15 protein-coding genes are annotated in these 18397 nt (G+C 59.9%); 13 read left to right on the top strand and 2 right to left on the bottom strand.

Features of this window, described 5'->3' with window-relative positions:
- Positions 1 to 65: 65 nt before the first annotated feature.
- Complete coding sequence (locus tag O8B93_RS01390) at positions 66 to 443, bottom strand: hypothetical protein (RefSeq protein WP_269708622.1); 378 nt, start codon at positions 441 to 443, stop codon at positions 66 to 68.
- Between the two features lie 516 nt (positions 444 to 959).
- On the opposite strand from O8B93_RS01390, the gene O8B93_RS01385 reads away from it, so the two are divergent.
- The 13 genes from O8B93_RS01385 (at position 960) to O8B93_RS01325 (ending at position 14469) form a co-directional block, all read left to right on the top strand.
- A complete protein-coding gene (locus tag O8B93_RS01385; RefSeq protein ID WP_269708044.1) occupies positions 960 to 2555 on the top strand; it encodes a globin-coupled sensor protein in 1596 nt (531 codons plus the stop codon).
- Positions 2555 to 2854, top strand: coding sequence for an STAS domain-containing protein (locus tag O8B93_RS01380; RefSeq protein WP_003503483.1), 300 nt, complete (start codon positions 2555 to 2557; stop codon positions 2852 to 2854). The genes O8B93_RS01385 and O8B93_RS01380 overlap by 1 nt, the downstream gene beginning before the upstream one ends.
- Positions 2851 to 3216, top strand: a complete 366-nt coding sequence (gene cheY1 / locus O8B93_RS01375) for a chemotaxis response regulator CheY1 (protein ID WP_003493773.1) — start codon at positions 2851 to 2853, stop codon at positions 3214 to 3216. Before O8B93_RS01380 ends, cheY1 begins: the two co-directional genes overlap by 4 nt.
- Before the next feature lie 16 nt (positions 3217 to 3232).
- Positions 3233 to 5506 (top strand): chemotaxis protein CheA, encoded by a 2274-nt coding sequence (locus O8B93_RS01370; RefSeq protein WP_269708043.1) that lies wholly within the window; start codon positions 3233 to 3235, stop codon positions 5504 to 5506.
- Positions 5507 to 5519: 13 nt separating this feature from the next.
- On the top strand, positions 5520 to 6428 hold the full coding sequence (cheR, locus tag O8B93_RS01365) for a protein-glutamate O-methyltransferase CheR (RefSeq protein ID WP_269708042.1): 909 nt from the start codon (positions 5520 to 5522) through the stop codon (positions 6426 to 6428).
- Complete coding sequence (gene cheB, locus O8B93_RS01360; RefSeq protein ID WP_269708041.1) at positions 6425 to 7480, top strand: protein-glutamate O-methylesterase CheB; 1056 nt, start codon at positions 6425 to 6427, stop codon at positions 7478 to 7480. The genes cheR and cheB overlap by 4 nt, the downstream gene beginning before the upstream one ends.
- Positions 7480 to 7869, top strand: coding sequence for a chemotaxis response regulator CheY2 (gene cheY2 / locus O8B93_RS01355; RefSeq protein ID WP_006312924.1), 390 nt, complete (start codon positions 7480 to 7482; stop codon positions 7867 to 7869). The genes cheB and cheY2 overlap by 1 nt, the downstream gene beginning before the upstream one ends.
- The gene (gene cheD, locus O8B93_RS01350; protein ID WP_006312925.1) at positions 7866 to 8411 is read left to right on the top strand and encodes a chemoreceptor glutamine deamidase CheD; all 546 of its coding nucleotides are present in this window, start codon (positions 7866 to 7868) and stop codon (positions 8409 to 8411) included. The genes cheY2 and cheD overlap by 4 nt, the downstream gene beginning before the upstream one ends.
- A gap of 14 nt (positions 8412 to 8425) precedes the next feature.
- Positions 8426 to 8809 (top strand): chemotaxis protein CheT, encoded by a 384-nt coding sequence (cheT, locus tag O8B93_RS01345; RefSeq protein WP_080826300.1) that lies wholly within the window; start codon positions 8426 to 8428, stop codon positions 8807 to 8809.
- Positions 8810 to 8935: 126 nt separating this feature from the next.
- Positions 8936 to 10618, top strand: coding sequence for a flagellar basal-body MS-ring/collar protein FliF (gene fliF, locus O8B93_RS01340; RefSeq protein ID WP_269708040.1), 1683 nt, complete (start codon positions 8936 to 8938; stop codon positions 10616 to 10618).
- A 370-nt stretch (positions 10619 to 10988) separates the two neighbouring features.
- Positions 10989 to 11720, top strand: coding sequence for a transcriptional regulator VisN (gene visN, locus O8B93_RS01335; RefSeq protein WP_269708039.1), 732 nt, complete (start codon positions 10989 to 10991; stop codon positions 11718 to 11720).
- 53 nt (positions 11721 to 11773) lie between these two features.
- On the top strand, positions 11774 to 12475 hold the full coding sequence (gene visR / locus O8B93_RS01330; protein ID WP_046033492.1) for a transcriptional regulator VisR: 702 nt from the start codon (positions 11774 to 11776) through the stop codon (positions 12473 to 12475).
- Between the two features lie 146 nt (positions 12476 to 12621).
- Positions 12622 to 14469 carry a methyl-accepting chemotaxis protein gene (locus O8B93_RS01325; RefSeq protein WP_269708038.1) on the top strand — a complete coding sequence of 616 codons (1848 nt, stop codon included), beginning with the start codon at positions 12622 to 12624 and terminating at the stop codon, positions 14467 to 14469.
- Between the two features lie 54 nt (positions 14470 to 14523).
- Here the strand turns inward: O8B93_RS01325 and O8B93_RS01320 are convergent, their stop codons facing one another.
- Positions 14524 to 18033: a PAS domain-containing hybrid sensor histidine kinase/response regulator gene (locus O8B93_RS01320; protein ID WP_269708037.1), complete on the bottom strand. Its 3510-nt coding sequence runs from the start codon at positions 18031 to 18033 to the stop codon at positions 14524 to 14526.
- Positions 18034 to 18397 lie beyond the last annotated feature (364 nt).

The following is an 18397-nucleotide window of genomic DNA, read 5'->3' as shown; positions in this document are numbered from 1 at the left end:
GGGTTTCCGACGACTCCGATCCCTCAAGGTTCGTTATGAACCCAATGATGATGACCGCCGGATGACTAATACATAATATGCGGAGGCGCGCGTGGAACCACGCTGGCAAAGTCTCGGAAAGCTTGTGGCACGATGGCAACAGCAACGAGCGGGGCCTTGGCATTGTCGGTGATGCTGAGCGCGTGTGAGGGGAACTCTCCGTGCCGGAACCCACGGCCCGCATCGCCGCTTCGGCAATCGTAATCATTGCCGCGATCGCAATCCTTGTCGCGAAGAGAAAGCGAACGGCTGAGATCGACGGTCTGCAACCGCTCGAGGCGGCTGGCCTTGGAAAGCGCCTTGACGCCTGCGGGCGCCTGAAAGCCGATCATGACAAGCAAGCTCGCGACCACGAGACCGATGAGCACTTGCGGATGGCGCCTTGAACTGCGGCCTTTCTCCATCCGTGGCAAGTTGGCATCTCCCTGGTCGAAAAGGTCTCTTTAAAGCATCACCGCTGAGCGAATATCCCGTTGATTTGTTTTAGGGGAAGCCGCACGCGCTTGTCCAGCGCACAGGCCGGAAAAACCGGGAGGAGCGTCCGATTCCTTTTCGTTTTTGCCTGTTTGCGGCAAAGTAAGGGCGACAATGGCTAAAAGCTTTTACAAATTTTACCGTTTGACGCCGGTACTTATGTTTCTTAACTTTCAAGCAAGGAATTAACCATAAAGATTGGTAGTATTTCCACGGCGGAATGGGGTTCCTCCCCTTCCAGGCATGACGCCGCACTGCCGTACCGGGCCCGATCCGGTATTTTCGTTTCTTGGTTCAAGAAGGTCAGGCAGGCGTCGATGCCGCATCGTCCGCGATGGGTATGTTCGTTCAAAAATCCCTGGAGGGTGCTGGCGTTTTGAACCTTGGCCAATTTGGCCGGGTTTTACCGGCCGTCATGTTGTTGGGGACGTCGGTTGGGGCAGGACTTGCCATCAGATCAAGCGCGCAGATCGGCAGGCGGAAGCCTGGCGGGACGGCTGCGTTTTGCCGGCCTCGATGAGACGCAATCCGATTTCCTGCGCAATTATCGCAGCATGCTCGAGCCTTACGTCAAGGCCGGCCTGCGCGACGTGATGACCCGTTTCCAGTCCATGCCGGACTGTTCCCCGTCTTTCGAAAGCGAAAACCAGCTCGACCGCCTGCATGATCTGCAATCCTCGCACTGGAGCGTGCTGACGGATGCGCGTTTCGATGCGCTTTATGCCGAACGGGTAAAGGTTCTTTCAGACAATGCCGGTCGCATGGGTCTCGATCCGCGCTGGCAGATCGCCAGCCATGCCGTCGTTCTGGAGCATCTGCTTGGCGGGCTGGTGGCGGAACATGCGCCCCGCTCCATCCTACCCGGCAACCGCCGGAAAAGCCGTGAACTGACGGAAGCCGTGAAGAACGTCGTCCGGCTGGTGATGGTCGATACCGAGATTGCCGTATCGCTGCGCTTCAACGAACTGCGCCTGCGCCATGGCCGGGAACTTCAGGAACAGCGCGACAATGACCGCTCGGAGGCGGCAAGTCTGCTCGGCGCGGCGCTGACGGCCTTTGCGGCGGGCGATTTGCAGGCCCGTATCAACGGTGACATCCCCGACGCCTATCGGGATGTTGCGGCAACCTTCAACACGGCGCTCGCGACCATAGGCGCGTCGCTGGTATCAGCCCAGAACGGTGTGGGCGAGGCCGAGGCGTTGAGCGCACGTTTTGCCGATCTCGGTCGTTCCATCGCCGAGCGCTCGCAACAGCAGGCCGAAGCGCTTGCCGAGACGTCCCGGGCACTTCAGACGATGATTGCGAGCGTGGCTGAAAACGGTGCGCGCATTTCGGCGACGGAAAAGGCAGTGTCCAGCGCCCGCGACGCGGCCGTCGAAAGCGGCAGGGCGATCGGCGAGGCGATCGACGCCATGTCTGACATCGAACAATCCGCCGAACAGATCGGTCGGATCATCGGCACCATCGACGAGATCGCCTTCCAGACCAACCTCCTCGCCCTCAATGCTGGCATTGAGGCGGCCCGCGCGGGTGAAAGCGGTCGTGGTTTCGCTGTCGTTGCGCAGGAAGTCAGGGCACTCGCCCAGCGTTCCGCCGATGCCGCGAGAGAGATCAAGAGCCTTGTCGGCACCACGAAGACCCAGGTCGAGGGCGGCGTGCGCATGGTCAATCGCACGCAGGAGGCGATTGGCGGGGTCGTCAAGCAGGTATCGGGCATCAACGACATGATCGTTGAGGTCGCACGCCGCACCGCCGATCATGCCGGCGAACTGCAATCGGTCACTGCCGATATCGTTGAGCAGCAAAAGCATGCCGGTCGAAATGCGGCCGATAGCAATGCCTGCGCCTCCGAGGCCGACGCCCTTCATACCGTCATTCTGGAACTCGGCCGCACCGTGCGCGAATTCCGTATTGCCCGCCAGGAACATTTCGCTGCTGCCGCCGGTGCGGATCGGCAGCACTCATCATTTATGGCCCGTGGGGATAGCCGCACGGATAACAGCCAGAATTACCAACAATTCAAGCGCCAGGGAGTCATGTAATGGCAGCCAGAAAAGCAGCTGAGGCGACGCTGAAACTGTCACCGGTGCTGGATCTCAACGAAGCATCGGCCCTGCACGGCAAGCTGATGACGCTGAGAGGAGCACCTTTGTCGGTGGATGCGTCCGAGGTGGAGCGCATCGGCGCGCTGTGCGCCCAAGTCCTCATGGCCGGCGCGAAATCCTGGGAAGAGGATGGCAAGCCCTTTGGTTTCGCCAGGGTTTCCGATGCATTCGACAAGACCATGAAACTGATAGGCGTCGATATCGACCATTTGCTCCCTAAGGAGATGCAAAAGTGAAGAAAAAAGTTCTTACCGTGGATGATTCCAGAACGATCAGGAACATGCTCCTGGTCACGCTCAACAATGCCGGTTTCGAGACCATTCAGGCCGAAGACGGCATCGAGGGCCTCGAAGTGCTGGAACAGAGCAACCCGGATGTCATCGTAACTGACATCAATATGCCACGCCTCGACGGTTTCGGCTTCATCGAGGGCGTGCGGCGCAACGAAAAATACCGCGCCATACCGATCCTCGTTCTGACGACCGAAAGCGATGCGGAAAAGAAGAACCGCGCCCGCCAGGCCGGTGCGACCGGCTGGATCGTCAAGCCGTTCGACCCTGCAAAACTCATCGATGCCATTGAGCGCGTAACCGCCTGATACGGGACATTTCACGATGGATATGAACGAAATCAAGGAAATCTTTTTCCAGGAGTGCGAGGAGCAACTCGCTGAACTGGAATCGGGGCTTCTTAAATTGAATGACGGCGACCGTGATCCGGAAACCGTCAACGCCGTTTTCCGTGCCGTTCATTCCATCAAGGGCGGGGCCGGTGCCTTCGGTCTCGATGATCTCGTGGCCTTCGCCCACGTTTTTGAAACGACCCTTGACTGCGTTCGTTCCAACAAGCTGGAGCCGTCACAGGACGTTCTCAAAGTCATGCTGCGCTCCGCCGACGTGTTGGCGGATCTGACCAACGCCGCAAGAGACGGTGGCAGCGTCGATGAAAGCCGCACTCGTGGCCTCGTCAAGGAACTGGAAGCGCTGGCCAATGGCGAAGCCGTTCCGGCATCCGCGCCGGCTCCCGTCGCTGTTAAGGCGCCGGAACCCGTCAAGGCGCCCGCAGCACCAAAGCCGACGGATGAAAGCGGCTTCGAGCCGATTCCGTTCTCCTTCTCCGATTTTGCCGACGAGACGACGCCGCTGATGGAGGCGCCGACCTTCCAGATCACGTTCAAGCCGCACGCCTCGCTCTATTCCAAGGGCAACGAAGCAGCGCTTCTGCTGCGCGATCTCTCGCGCATTGGTGAGATGAGCACCAATTGCGACCTGTCGGAGCTGCCCTCGCTCGACAAGCTCGATCCTGAAGCATCTTACCTCTCCTGGACGGTTTCCATAGCCACCGAAAAGGGTGAGGAAGGAATCCGCAGCGTCTTCGAATTCGCCGAATGGGATTGCGATCTCGAAATCACCGCAGTTGTTTCGGATGCGGTAGCGGACGAAGAAGAACTGCCGATGATCCCGGTTCCGTTCGATCTGTCTGCTCTCGACGGTGATGCGCAGGACGAACCCGCCGTCGCGGCCCCGGCGGTGGAAGAGACTTACGTTGCCGCAACCGTCGAGGCAGCCGTCGCGACGACGCAGATCGCCCAGAGCGTCAATGCCGCCATCGAAAAACGCGAAGCGGCGGCAGCGCCTGCAGCAGCGCAGGCGAATGCCAATGCCGCCGCTAATGCCAGCGCCGGCCAGACCATCCGTGTCGACCTCGATCGCGTTGACCGCCTGATCAACCTCGTCGGCGAACTCGTCATCAATCAGGCCATGCTGTCGCAGAGCGTCATCGAAAACGATGCGAGCGGCACGTCTGCCGTTAATATGGGCCTCGACGAGCTGCAGCAGCTGACGCGCGAAATCCAGGACAGCGTCATGGCGATCCGCGCGCAGCCGGTGAAGCCGGTCTTCCAGCGTATGTCGCGTATCGTCCGCGAAGTCGCCGACATGATCGGCAAGCAGATCCGCCTCGTCACCGAAGGTGAGAACACCGAAGTCGACAAGACGGTCATCGACAAGCTGGCCGAACCCCTGACGCACATGATCCGCAATGCCGTCGACCACGGCATCGAGACGCCGGAAAAGCGCGAAGCCGCGGGCAAGAACCCGGAAGGCACCATCAAGCTTTCGGCCAAGCACCGCTCGGGTCGCATCCTGATCGAGCTGCAGGACGATGGCGCCGGCATCAACCGCGAGCGCGTTCGCCAGAAGGCGATCGACAACGATCTGATCGCCGCCGATGCGAACCTGACCGACGAGGAGATCGATAATCTGATCTTCGCGCCGGGCTTCTCGACGGCAGACAAGATTTCCGACATTTCCGGTCGCGGTGTTGGCATGGATGTGGTCAAGCGTTCCATTCAGGCGCTCGGCGGTCGCATCAGCATCTCGTCGCGTCCCGGTCTCGGTTCGACCTTCACCATGAGCCTGCCGCTGACGCTTGCCGTTCTCGACGGCATGGTAGTGACCGTTGCTGGCCAGACGCTCGTCGTTCCTTTGACCGCGATTGTGGAGACCCTGCAACCGGAAGCGAAGAATATTCACTCCTTCGGCTCCAATCAGCGGCTGATCTCCATCCGCAACTCTTTCTGCCCGCTCGTCGATGTCGGTCGCGTCCTGAACTTCCGCCCGACCCAGGCCGATCCGGTCGAGGGCGTCGCTCTTCTGGTGGAATCGGAAGGCGGCGGCCAGCGTGCGCTGATGGTCGATGCGATCCAGGGCCAGCGCCAGGTCGTCATCAAATCGTTGGAGGCCAACTATACCCATGTTCCAGGCATTGCCGCCGCCACTATCCTCGGCGACGGGCGCGTCGCTCTCATTCTGGATGTCGATGCCATCGTCAGCGCCTCGCGCGGACAGCCACTGAAGCAGGAAATGTCGCTCGCGGCGACAGGTTGAAAGCGGATCATCCATGGCAGCACTTAATTTCAGCGACCAGCGCCAGTCTCCCGACGAGGTTCTTGCCAGCGGCGAATACCCGCTGACGAGACGAGACCTCTCGGAAATCGCGGCGATGATCTATGCCGATGCGGGCATCTATCTCAACGACACCAAGGCGTCGCTGGTCTATTCCCGCCTGTCGAAGCATATCCGCAATCTTGGCCTGTCGGGTTTCCGTGAATATTGCGCACTGGTGTCCTCGCCCGAGGGCGCGCAGCCACGCCGGGAAATGCTGTCGCACCTGACGACAAATTTCACCCGCTTCTTCCGCGAGAACCATCATTTCGAACATCTGCGTGACGAGGTCCTGCCGGGCCTCATCGCTCGTGCCAAGAGCGGCGGGCGTGTCCGCATCTGGTCGGCCGCCTGCTCCGACGGGCAGGAACCCTATTCGATAGCGCTCACCGTGCTCGCCATGTTCCCGAATGCGGCCGATTACGATTTCAAGATTCTGGCCACCGATATCGATCCGAAGATTTTGGCGCAGGCCCGTGCCGGCGTTTACGACGACAACGCGCTCGAAACCGTGTCTCCCGCCATGCGCAAGCAATGGTTCACGGAGGTCGATGCCGGCGGTCGCCGCAAGTTCCGCATCGACGACAAGGTCAAGCGCCTTATCACCTTCAACGAGCTGAACCTGATGACGCAATGGCCCTTCAAGGGCAATTTCGACGTCATCTTCTGCCGCAACGTCGTCATCTATTTCGACGAGCCGACGCAGACGCGCATCTGGTCGCGTTTCGCAGGCCTGCTGCCGGAAGGCGGCCACCTCTATATCGGCCATTCCGAACGTGTGTCCGGTGACGCCAAGAACCTGTTCGACAATACCGGCATCACCACCTATCGCTTTATCGGTCACGCACCCGGGAGGAAGGCATGAGCGCACTCGCACGGGTCCTCGTCGTTGACGACTCTCCCACCATGCGCGGCCTGATTTCGGCTGTCCTCAAGGCTGATCCGGAAGTCGAGGTGGTCGGCCAGGCCGGCAACGCCATGGAAGCACGCGCCGCCATCAAGCAGCTCAATCCCGATGTCGTGACGCTCGACATCGAGATGCCGGAAATGAATGGCCTCGAATTTCTCGAAAAAATCATGCGTCTGCGTCCCATGCCGGTCATCATGGTCTCATCGCTGACCCATCGCGGTGCGGATGCTTCGCTTGCTGCGCTTGAAATCGGTGCTTTCGACTGTGTCGGCAAGCCGGCTCCCGGTGATGCGCGCCCCTTCGGCGATCTGGCCGACAAGGTGAAGGCCGCTGCCCGCTCGCAACATGCCGCCTACCGCGCAGCCCGGCCGGAAACCGCTGCGCCGCCGCAGCCGGTTCCGATGAGCGAATATCGGGCGGGTCGCAAGGTCGTGGCCATCGGCTCTTCCACCGGCGGCGTCGAAGCGCTGATCGCGGTGCTGCAGAAGTTCCCGGCCAATTGCCCGCCGACCGTGATTACCCAGCACATGCCGCCGACCTTCACCAAGAGTTTCGCGGAGAGGCTGAACCGCATCTGCGCGCCCGTGGTGGAAGAGGCGACGGACGGCGCGCGCCTGCAGACCGGCAAGATCTACCTCGCGCCGGGCGGTGAGCGTCATTTGCAGATCGCCAACCGGTCCGCACCCTGCTGCCGGCTTCTGGACCGCGATCCCGTCAACGGCCATCGCCCCTCCGTCGATGTGCTGTTCGATTCGGTGGCCGAGCTTGCCGGACGCAATGCCGTCGGTGTCATCTTGACCGGCATGGGCCGCGATGGCGCGGCCGGGCTTTTGAAAATGCGCCATGCCGGTGCGCGCACCGTCGGCCAGAACGAAAAAACATGTGTCGTGTATGGCATGCCCCGCGTGGCCTATGAGCTTGGCGCGGTGGAACAACAATTGCCGCTGGCCTCCATCGGCGAAGAAATCCTGAAACTAACCACTGCCCGCAAAGAAGGTGCTGACTAATGTCTCTCGCAGAAAAGATCAAAGTTCTGATCGTTGACGATCAGGTGACCAGCCGGCTGCTCCTCAGCGATGCGCTGACACAGCTCGGCTTCAAGCAGATCACCTCCGCTGGCGACGGCGAGCAGGGATTGAAGATCATGGAGCAGCAGCCCCATCATCTCGTCATCTCCGACTTCAACATGCCCAAGATGGACGGCCTCGGTTTCCTGCACGCGGTGCGGGCCAACCCGACCACCAAGAAGGCCGCCTTCATCATTCTCACCGCGCAGGGTGACCGCGCGCTGGTGCAGAAGGCAGCCCAGCTCGGTGCCAACAACGTGCTGGCCAAGCCCTTCACCATCGACAAGATGCGCGCGGCCATCGAAGCGGTTTTCGGATCGCTGAAATGATGGAAGCTGCGGCCAAGCGCGTACATATCATTCAGGGCGAGTATAAGGTTGTCAGCGATCCCGACGTGGTCATGACGACGATACTTGGTTCGTGCGTGGCCGCCTGTTTGAGAGACCCCGTTGCCGGGCTGGGAGGAATGAACCACTTCCTGCTGCCCGGAACGGGCAATGTGACCGGCGGAGATGCGACGCGTTATGGCGTGCATCTCATGGAGCTGCTGATCAACGGCCTCTTGAAGCAGGGCGCCCGGCGCGACCGGCTGGAAGCAAAGGTTTTCGGCGGCGCCAAGACGATCGCCAGCTTCTCGAATGTCGGCGAGCAGAACGCCATCTTCGCCATGCAGTTTCTGAAGGACGAAGGCATTCCGGTCATCAGCTCCTCCACGGGCGGGGATCATGGCCGCAAGATCGAGTTCTGGCCGGTCTCCGGGCGTGCGCGTCAACATCCGCTCAGCGGTGCGGAAACCCAGAAGACGGTTGCCATGGAAACGCGTCCGGTGCCGGCACCCAAACCCGTCGCCAACGACATCGAATTTTTCTAGTCACGGAGTTTCCAATGCAGCTTGCAGAGCACACCGCCACCACTCCGTTCGAAGAAGCCCTGCCGGATGTTCTGATGCGGGTGGTATCGGAACTGCACGACGTCGCCTATCTCATCGAGCGCATCGAGCCGCAATTGCTTGAAGTGACCAGCGGTCAATTGTCCGCCGAAGGCGTCAAGCTTTTGCAGGGCATCGACCTTGCCGTCCAGAAAACCCGCGGCCTTGCCGAATTCATCGATACCATCACCGGCTCCATCCCCGCCGACTGGTTCGTGGACGTCTCCACCGCGCTCAGCCTCGTCAAGCTTGCCGAAATGCAAAAGGCGCTCGGCGCGGCCTTGCGCCACGGCCATTCCCAGCCGCTCGATAAGGCTTCCGGCGACTTCGACCTGTTCTAGAACATATTCCGGCCGTTCCTTCCTTCGCTGAATGCGGAGAAAGGCAACGCTCGCGCAAGCTTCGCACCCTATTGTCACGACGGGGCCAAAAGGTCTCGGACTCTATGAATGACGGTGCGGAACAGAATGAATCTGTTAAATCAAATCCCTCAGGTCTTGAAGAATGTCGCGGCGCTGGGCCAGACGCGGCTGCTGATGCTGGGCGGCGTGGGCGTATTGTCCATGGCCATCATCCTCGCTGCTGCGCTTTATGTGAACCGTCCTGCTTACGAGACCCTCTATGTGGGTCTTGAAAAAAGTGACCTCAACAAGATCAGCATTGCACTCGCCGAATCGGGTCTGGACTTTCAGGTCGGGACCGACGGTTCCAGCCTTCAGGTTCCGGTCGGGCTCACCAGCAAGGCACGGCTGCTTCTGGCTGAACGCGGCCTGCCCGATAGTGCCAATGCCGGTTATGAGCTTTTTGACAATGTCGGCTCCCTCGGCCTGACGTCCTTCATGCAGGAAGTGACGCGCGTTCGTGCCCTTGAGGGCGAGATCGGCCGCTCCATCCAGCAGATCGATGGCGTTTCCGCTGCCCGCGTTCATATCGTCCTGCCTGACGTCGGCAATTTCCGCCGTGGCGAACAGAAACCCACGGCATCGGTCATGATCCGCGCGAGCGCATCCGCAGGCCGCAAGGCCTCCGCCTCCATTCGCCACCTCGTCGCCTCGGCCGTTCCCGGCCTCGAAGTCGATGACGTGACACTGCTCGATTCGACCGGCCAGCTTCTGGCCTCCGGCGACGATGTCACCAACGCCGCGATGAACCGGTCTCTGACGCTGGCCCAGAATGTTCAGCAGGAAATCTCGACCAATATCGACAAGGCGCTGGCGCCTTTCCTCGGCATGGACAATTTCCGCTCAAGCGTGACGGCCCAGATCAATACCGACAGCCGGCAGGTCCAGGAGACCGTTTACGATCCGGAATCGCGCGTGGAACGCTCTGTTCGCACGGTGAAGGAAGACCAGAAATCCCAGGAAACGCAGCCCGACACGGCCGCGACCGTGGAGCAGAACGTGCCGCAGGCCGCGCCCCAGGGCGGCGGCGGCGGCCCGCAGTCTTCCGATCAGTCGGCCAAGAAGGAAGAACAGACCAACTACGAGATCAATTCCAAGACGGTTGCCACGGTCAAGAACGGCTATACCCTCGAGAAGATTTCGGTTGCCGTGGTCGTCAACAAGGGCCGTATCGCCAAGATGGTCGGCGAACCGGCCGATCAGGCGAAGATCGACGCCTATCTTGCGGAAATGCAGAAGATCGTCACCTCGGCCGCGGGCATTTCTTCCGATCGTGGCGACATGGTTACCCTGACGGCGATGGACTTCCTCGAAACGCAGTTGCTTGACGAGGCTGCAAGTGGCCCGGGTGTCATGGAAGTGCTGAGCCGCAATTCCGCCGGCATCATCAACTCGCTCGCCTTTGTCGCCGTCGCCTTCCTCGTCGTCTGGCTGGGTGTACGCCCTCTGGTCCGCACGGTCACTGCCAACGGTTCGGCTGCTGCTCAACTCAGCCAGGAGTCAGCCGGTCTCGAATTGCCGGACTTCTCTCCGGGCATGGAGGCGGGTGCGGGCGGTCTCATGGAAGGTTTCGGGGCGGATTTCGGCTTCGACAGCACCGACGATCTTCTGGCGGGCGGCGATGGCGAAGGTACATTCAACCGCCGGGTTCGCGAAGGGCCCGAACGCAGGCTCTCCCGCATGGTGGAAATCAGTGAGGAGAGAGCCGCCAAGATCCTGCGCAAATGGGCGATCGAAAAAGCAGCATAATGACAAAAAGGCCGGTTTTACCCGGCCTTTTTTCCGTTTCTGGGGTTTTTGCTATGCTTGGCGGGCACATCGTGGCAATCTCGTTTCGGGACAGTGTTTACAAAAAATTCAGCAACGATACAGTTTGCTGGGAATTGGCTGAGAATGCCGTTTATGGATTGAACAGCTTTTCAGTATGTTTTTTTAGCAATAGACGAACTGGGAAATACGTGGAAAGGCTGTTGCCAGGTAATGGCAAACTCCGGTCGGTTCCATAAAATGAAGTGATTCGGTCTCCGGGGGCGCGCCATTCCGTTTTGGTAAGCTTCTCGAATGGAATGATTCCATCCCGAGGTATAATCTCCCGCTGGGAGCAAGAGGGCGTAGGCGATTGAAAGTCGATGTTGATACCCGCAGGCTGTCTGCCAAGCCTCTGGAGGGCATGGGTAAGCCCTTGCCGCGCGATCAGCTTGCTAAAAACGTCGCAGCCACGGCTGCTGCCGGTAACGTTGCAGGCGCATTGGATCTGCTCGTAACCTATGCTGGCGCCTCGCATTATCTGCTGGCGCGAGATGATCTTCTCGAAGAAACCGGGCTGAAATTCATCGTCACATCCGACTGGCCTTTCGATCTGGTCCGCAGGCTTGGCATTGAACTGGCCAACAGCCAGAACCGGTCAAGCGAAATGGAGAAATGCCTTTCGCTTCTGCAGCCGCGACTGCTTCTCCTTCCCGACGATGTTTCCGTGCCCTATGGCATCGACAGGCAATATTCGGCACTCTCCTTCTGCGTGGGCCGCATCCGCCTTTCGCTTCTGCTGCTGTTTCCGGAAGAAGCGGTTCCCTCACCGGAACGTCTGCGCGAAATCGCCCTGTTGACGGGCTATTGCGTCAGCTTCGGCATCGCCAGCGAAGCAAAGACAGTGCGCGATATCGATCTCACCGAGCGTGAGCTCGAGTGCCTGTTCTGGATCGCGGAAGGCAAGACAAGCGATGAAATTGCGATGATCCTTGGCATTTCACGCAATACGATCAATAATTACATCACAAGCGTGATGCGTAAAACCGCGACAAAAACCCGCTCGGAGGCAATTGCCTACGCCGTGCGCAACAACCTCGTATAATGGTCGGACGGATGGTACAGACGAAAGACAATGAGGGTACAGGTCGAATGGGCATGTTTTACCGCAGCCCTGTCGTGACGAGCCGGTCGGATCTGTTTCCGAAGCTTGTTGCCATGCAGAAGCTGGTCGGCGCGCGCAACTTTGTGGTCACGAAGGCCGCCGCGTCCGGCTTCCCCAACAAGAAGAAGATGACCTGCGAGCTGGAAAACTGGGGCATGAATGCCGCAGAACAGAGCGCGCAGTTCATCCGCGCCGTCGGCGATATTCTTCTCGACCATATCGAGACGTCGCTTTTGCCGGTCATCTGGCGCAATAAGAATGCCGGCGGCTTTGCCGATCTTCCCGATGTTCCGGCGCTTCTGCGCCGCATCGAGAACGATACATTGCCCTATGCCGGACTGGCTCTGCCGGTGCGGCTCGGCACCATCGGCAATGGCTACATCGTGTTCTGCGGCACCAATCTCATTCTCGACAATGAGGTCGTGATCGAACAGCATATCAAGTGCTGCGAAATCATGGTGGACATGCTGGCGCTCGACGAGCGCAAGGTCGCCCCCTCGGAAGCCCTGAGCGAGAGGGAAATTGCCTGCCTGCAGCTGGCGGGGGATGGTCGTATCAGCGAAGAGATCGCGGTCAAGCTCGGCCTTTCCGTGCACACCGTTAATGCCTATCTCGGTTCGGCAACGATCAAGCTCGATTCCGTCAACCGTATCCAGGCGATCGCCAAGGCCATCAGGCTCGGTTACATCCATTGATGGTGGACGGGGTTCTTCCGTCCCCATAAGCCGGCAGAATACCGGCTGGGCTGTTACGCTCCCCTAAAAGGCGCCATCGGCACTTCGCGTTTTTTTAACAGTTGGCAACTAGAACTTTTATAAGTTTGGCTTTGGGGAACTGTTTCATGCACAACCGGCTCTTTAAGTCCGTTGCGGGTAAGGTCGTCGTGCTGACGATCGGCCTCATCACGCTCAGCGTGGCGGCAGTTGGTTTTTCCACCTACATTCGCTTGAAGGATAACATCATCACCACTGCGCTGCGTGATACGCACAGCGCGATGCGGGGCATGGCTATCCTTTACGAGATGAAAGTCGGCGGGGTTGCCCTCGAAATGGTGGATGGTGACCTGAAAAGTGTGGGCCGCGCCAGCATCGGAACGATGCGCGACAACGATCTCGTGGACCGTACGGCAGCTGGCAACGGTGGTATCTCCACGGTTTTTGAAGCCAAGGCTGGCGAGTTTATTCGACTGACCACCAACCTGAAGAACGAGAAGGGTGAGAGAGCGGCAGGCACCAAGCTTGCCACCGATCATCCGGCTTTCGAAAAAGTTTCCAAGGGTGAGGCTTATTTCGGCACTGCCACGCTGTTCGGCACCAGCTACATGACCGGTTACATGCCGGTCACGAACAAGACCGGCGCACCCGTCGGCATCCTGTTCGTGGGTATTCCCATGGATGTCTATGATGCACAGATTTACAGCCTGCGCGATATGATGCTGCTATGCGGTTCGCTTGCGATGCTTGGCGTCGGACTGCTGGCCTATTTCGTCATCAAGCGCACGCTTCAACCGCTCAGCAAGCTGACCGATGCCGTGAAATCTCTTTCGGACGGTAATCTCGAAACGCCGATCCCTTATGCGACCAACGCCAATGAATTCGGCAATATCGCCCGCGCTTTGGTGATTTTCCGCGAGAATGCGGTTGAGAAGCTGGTGATCGAGGGCAAAAGTGCGGAGGAACGCTCCGCGGCCGAGTCCGAGCGTCACCGCAACGATACCGAGAAGCAGGAACTGGACAGCCAGATCGAGTTTGCGGTGGGCGAGATTGCCTCCGGCCTCGGCAGGCTTTCGCGCGGCGATCTGACCCGTACGATCGAGACGCCCTTCGCAGGCCGCCTCGACCGGCTGCGCACGGATTTCAACGAATCTCTCCTCAACCTGCGTGATGCGCTGGGGCAGATTCGCGAGCGCACGCTCGTCATCCAGCATAGCGGCTTCGAAATCGAACAATCGTCGGTCGATCTGTCGAAGCGTACGGAAAATCAGGCCGCCTCGCTGGAAGAGACCGCCGCCGCCGTCGAGGAAATCACCGCAACCGTCAGATCGTCGGCTGAGCGGGCGCGGGAGGCCAATGAGGCCGTGCGCGTCACCAAGCAGAGCGCCGACAGTTCCGGCTCGGTCGTCAGCAATGCCGTCGACGCCATGAGCCGCATCGAAGGCGCCTCGCGCAAGATCGAGCAGATCATCGAGGTCATCGACGACATCGCCTTCCAGACCAATCTTCTGGCGCTCAATGCCGGCATCGAGGCAGCGCGCGCGGGTGAAGCAGGCAAGGGTTTTGCCGTCGTGGCGCAGGAAGTGCGCGAACTTGCCCAGCGCTCCGCCGATGCGGCCCGCGAAATCAAGCAGCTCATCAACCAGTCGACGCAAGAGGTCAGCTCCGGTTCGAAGCTGGTGCAGGAGGCGGGCACCGTTCTCTCCGCCATCAGCCAGCAGATCGTCACCGTCAGCCAGCATGTCGAAACCATCGCGACGGCAACGCAGGACCAGTCCTCCGCGCTTCACAACGTCAACAGCTCCGTCAACCAGATGGACCAGATGACGCAGCAAAACGCAGCGCTTGCCGAACAGTCGAGCGCGGCCAGCATGATCCTGTCAGGCGAGGTCAAGGCACTTCTCGAACTTGTACAGCGGTTCCAGATGGAGCAGGGTTCGGCGACCGGCAGGGATCGCTACAACCAGGCGGCCTGACATCTCTATTTTTGAAGCTCAATCCGGCTCCCGGATCGTAAGGTCCGGGAGTTTTTATTCGGCCGCTGCCCGGACCGTGCTGGATATCTGGTTGATATAGGCGCGCAGCGCCGCCGGCTTGACCGGTTTGTGTTGCACGGAAATCCCGTATTTTTCGGCATCGCTGCGCACTTCCGGGCTGCGATCTGCCGTCACCAAGAGGGCAGGGATCGTCTTGCCGTAGAACGTCCGGATGAGGCGGATGGCGCTGATGCCGTCGCCATCATCAAGATGATAGTCGGCGATGATGACATCCGGGGCCGCAGCCAGAGTAAGGAAGGGTTCTTCCAGCGCCGCTACGGAACCTGCCGGCAAGACCTCACAACCCCATCCCGTCAAAAGCAGCGTCATGCCCTCGAGGATTTTCGGCTCGTTGTCGATGCACAGCACCCGGATGCCCTGAAGGCGGTCGCTTGCTGCGGGACTGGTTATCCCGCCCTCCATCTTGACAGGAGCAAGACGGTCCGCCTCGCGCGGCAGATGGATGCGGAAGGTCGTGCCTTTGCCGGGAGTGGAAATGAGCTGAACCGGATGGTGCAGCATGCGCGACAGCCGGTCGACGATGGAAAGGCCGAGCCCGAGGCCGGACGCCGTTTTTGCCCCTTCGTCCAGCCGGGCGAATTCCTTGAAGACCGTGCGGAATTTGGAGGCGGGTATGCCGATGCCGGAATCCGTTACCTGAATGACGACTTCGCCGCCCCGGCGGCGCGCGCCGACGACCACCTTGCCCTCAAGCGTATATTTGATGGCGTTGGAGACGAGGTTCTGTATCAGCCGCCGCAGCAGATTGGGGTCGGAGCGCACCGTGAGCGACGTGGGCATGACGACAAGATCGAGGTTTTTCTCCTGTGCCATCGGCGCGAAATCGGTCTCGATGCGTTTCAATAGCTCGTTGAGCGGCACGGATGTCATGCGCGCCTTCATCGAGCCGGTGTCCAGGCGGGAAATATCGAGAACCGCGCCGAGAATGGTTTCCACCGATTCCAGCGCAGAATCGATATTGTGAACGAGATCGCTTTCGCCAGAAGCACCAAGCCGTTCGACCAGCGAGGAGGAATAGAGGCGGGCGGCATTCAACGGCTGAAGAATATCGTGACCGGCGGCAGCAAAAAAGCGCGTCTTGCCGATGTTGGCCTCGTCGGCCGACGCTCTCGCCTCTGCCAGCGCGCGGTTGACGCGGGTCAGCTCCACGGTGCGTTCCTCCACGCGCTGCTCCAGCGTTTCATTCGCCTGTTTCAGCGCCTGGTCGCTCGCCACACGCTGGGTGATATCGGTGAAGGTGGCGACGATGCCCTTGTCCGGCATGGTGTTGGAGCGCACCTCGATGATGCGCTCGCCGCCCGCCAGCACCAGTGAGAAGGGCAGGTCCATGGTCAGGAAGCTGGTGATCAGCTCATCCGTATCGCCGGGCGGCATGTCGCCGCGCTCCTGCAGCATGGTCACGATTTCGGTCAACGGCACGCCCACCTGGCCGAATTGTTCCGGTAGGTCCAGCAGGGTGCGGAACCGCCGGTTCCAGATGGTAAGCTGCTGCGAACTGTCGAAAACGGCAATGCCCTGATCCATCTGCGCCAGTGCCGTCTGCAGCATGTCCTGATTATACTGTAGCGCCTCGCTCGCCTGATCGAGCAGCCAGGCCGTATCGGCGCTGGTATCTTCCGCCTTCTGCAGAATGATCGAGAGCACGAGGCGGGCGGAGGAAGAGCCGATGGCGCTGCCCAGCAATTGTTCGGAGAAATGGATCAGCGCCATATCCGCCGGCTGGTCGTCATTCAGTTTCCTGCCCGCCGTCTTCTCATAGGTCGCAAGCGAGCGCAGCATGCGCTCTTCGCCGAGATAACGCGCAATCGCGCTTTTGAGATCGCCGACGCTGACACGGGTTTTCCAGCCGCGGGTGGCGAATTGCGATTTCGAATGGCGCTTGACGAAGATACCGGACTGGATGCGCTCCACCGGCCGCGGATTGCGCGAGAGCGAACCCAGCACAAAGGCGAGGCTGTTGACGAGCAGGCTGAGGATGACCGCATTCACGAAAGGATCGGCTTCGGGACCGTTAAATACCGTGCTGCCGGAAAACAGGAAGCCGAGAATAGTCGCCGCGACTTCGGAATTGTCCGGCCCGCCGAAACTCGGCAGGAACAGCAGATAGGCCCAGACGAAGAAGCCCGAACTGAGACCCGCGATTGCACCGCGCGCATTGGCACGACGCCAGAACAGGCCGCCGAACAGGGCAGGGGCCATCTGGGCGATGGCGGCGAAAGCCAGAAGGCCGATGGAGGCGAGGCCCGTGGCGCTGTCGGCGGCGCGGTAATAGCCGTAACCCAAAAGCATCACAGCAAAGATCGCTGTCCTGCGGATATTGAGCAGCGTCTTGGCGAAGTCGTCCCGGTGCGGCGAGCGGTTGAGTAGCTTCTGCCGCAGGAAGATCGGCATGACGATGTCGTTGGAAATCATGATCGACAGCGCCACCGAAGCGACGATCACCATTGCCGTCGCCGCTGAAAAACCGCCGATGAAGGTGATCAGTGAGACAACAGGCATTTGATGATTGAGCGGCAGTTGCAGCACGTAGAGATCGGCATCGCCATTGGCACCCAGCGTCAGAATGCCCGCGAGCGCGATTGGTAGCACGAAGATGTTGATGGCGATGAGATAGAGCGGCAGCAGGAACCCCGCCATGCGCAGCTCTTCCGGCGTGCGGTTTTCCACCACGGTGACGTGGAACTGGCGCGGCAGCAGGATGATGGCGAAACCGGAGAGCAGCGTCATCACGATCCAGCGGCTGATGGGCGTGTGATAGGAGATGGCCCGCATGGCTTGCTCATTATCAGTCGCCAGCTGCCAAAGATGCGCGGGGCCATCGAAAAGCACAAAGAGCACGTAAAAACCGACCGTGCACATGGCGACCAGCTTGACCAGCGATTCCATCGAAATCGCCAGAATGAGCCCGTCCTGATGTTCGGTGGCATCCGTGTGGCGGGTACCGAACATGACGGCGAAGCCGGCCATGACGAGGGTGACGACAAGCGGCAGATCCAGGAAATAGAGATTTCCGCTGCCGATACCGTAATCGCCGGGATCGACCATCGTCGCCACGGAGCTGGAAACCGCTTTCAGCTGCAGCGCGATATAGGGGATGGCGCCGACCAGCGCGATGATGGCGACGATCATCGCCACGGTGGAGTTCTTGCCGTAACGGGCGGCGATGAAATCCGCAACCGAGGTCAGTTTTTCAGTCTTGGCGAGATCAACGATGCGGCGGATGATCGGCATGCCAAGGGTGAAGGCAAGGATAGGGCCGGTATAGATGCCGAGGAACTCAAGACCTTTGTCGGCCGCAAGCCCCACACCGCCGAAATAGGTCCAGGAGGTGCAATATATCGCCAGGCTGAGCGCATAGACGAACGGCCGCCCCTTTTTCGGCGCGTGTCTGTCACGGCTTTTCCTGTCCCCGTAGCTCGCGACGGCGAACAACAGCAGGATATAAGCGAAGGCCGAGCCGAATATGATCCACCCAGGAAGCACGCATCCTCCCCATGCAGGAATTCCCTTAAATGAGCATAGGCGAATTCCGCACCGTTGAGAATGAGCGCGGTCTGATCATAAAGTTCAAGATGACAGCATTTCCGTCAAAAGTACGTAGCGGTTCTACGCCCGGAAAATGCGTAGAAAGGGAGTGCCGGAGCACGTCCGCCGTTTCCGCTTTCATTGGACATGCTCTGGGTGTGAGCTTTCAGGAAGTTGTCCATTGGCAATGGGTCGAGGGTGCGTGGGGCTTACCCCCCTCTGCCCTGCCGGGCATCTCCCCCTCAAGGGGGGAGATCGGCAAGCGGCGCTTCCACCACTTCATTCGCCGAAGTTGAGATGGGTGAGACCTTGCCGCAGTTCG

Origin of the sequence: Martinezella rhizogenes, from assembly GCF_027460065.1 — a bacterium.
Taxonomy (GTDB): domain Bacteria; phylum Pseudomonadota; class Alphaproteobacteria; order Rhizobiales; family Rhizobiaceae; genus Agrobacterium; species Agrobacterium rhizogenes_C.
The sequence above is the reverse complement of the archived record's forward strand: the minus strand, read 5'-3'. Positions and strand labels throughout refer to the sequence as shown.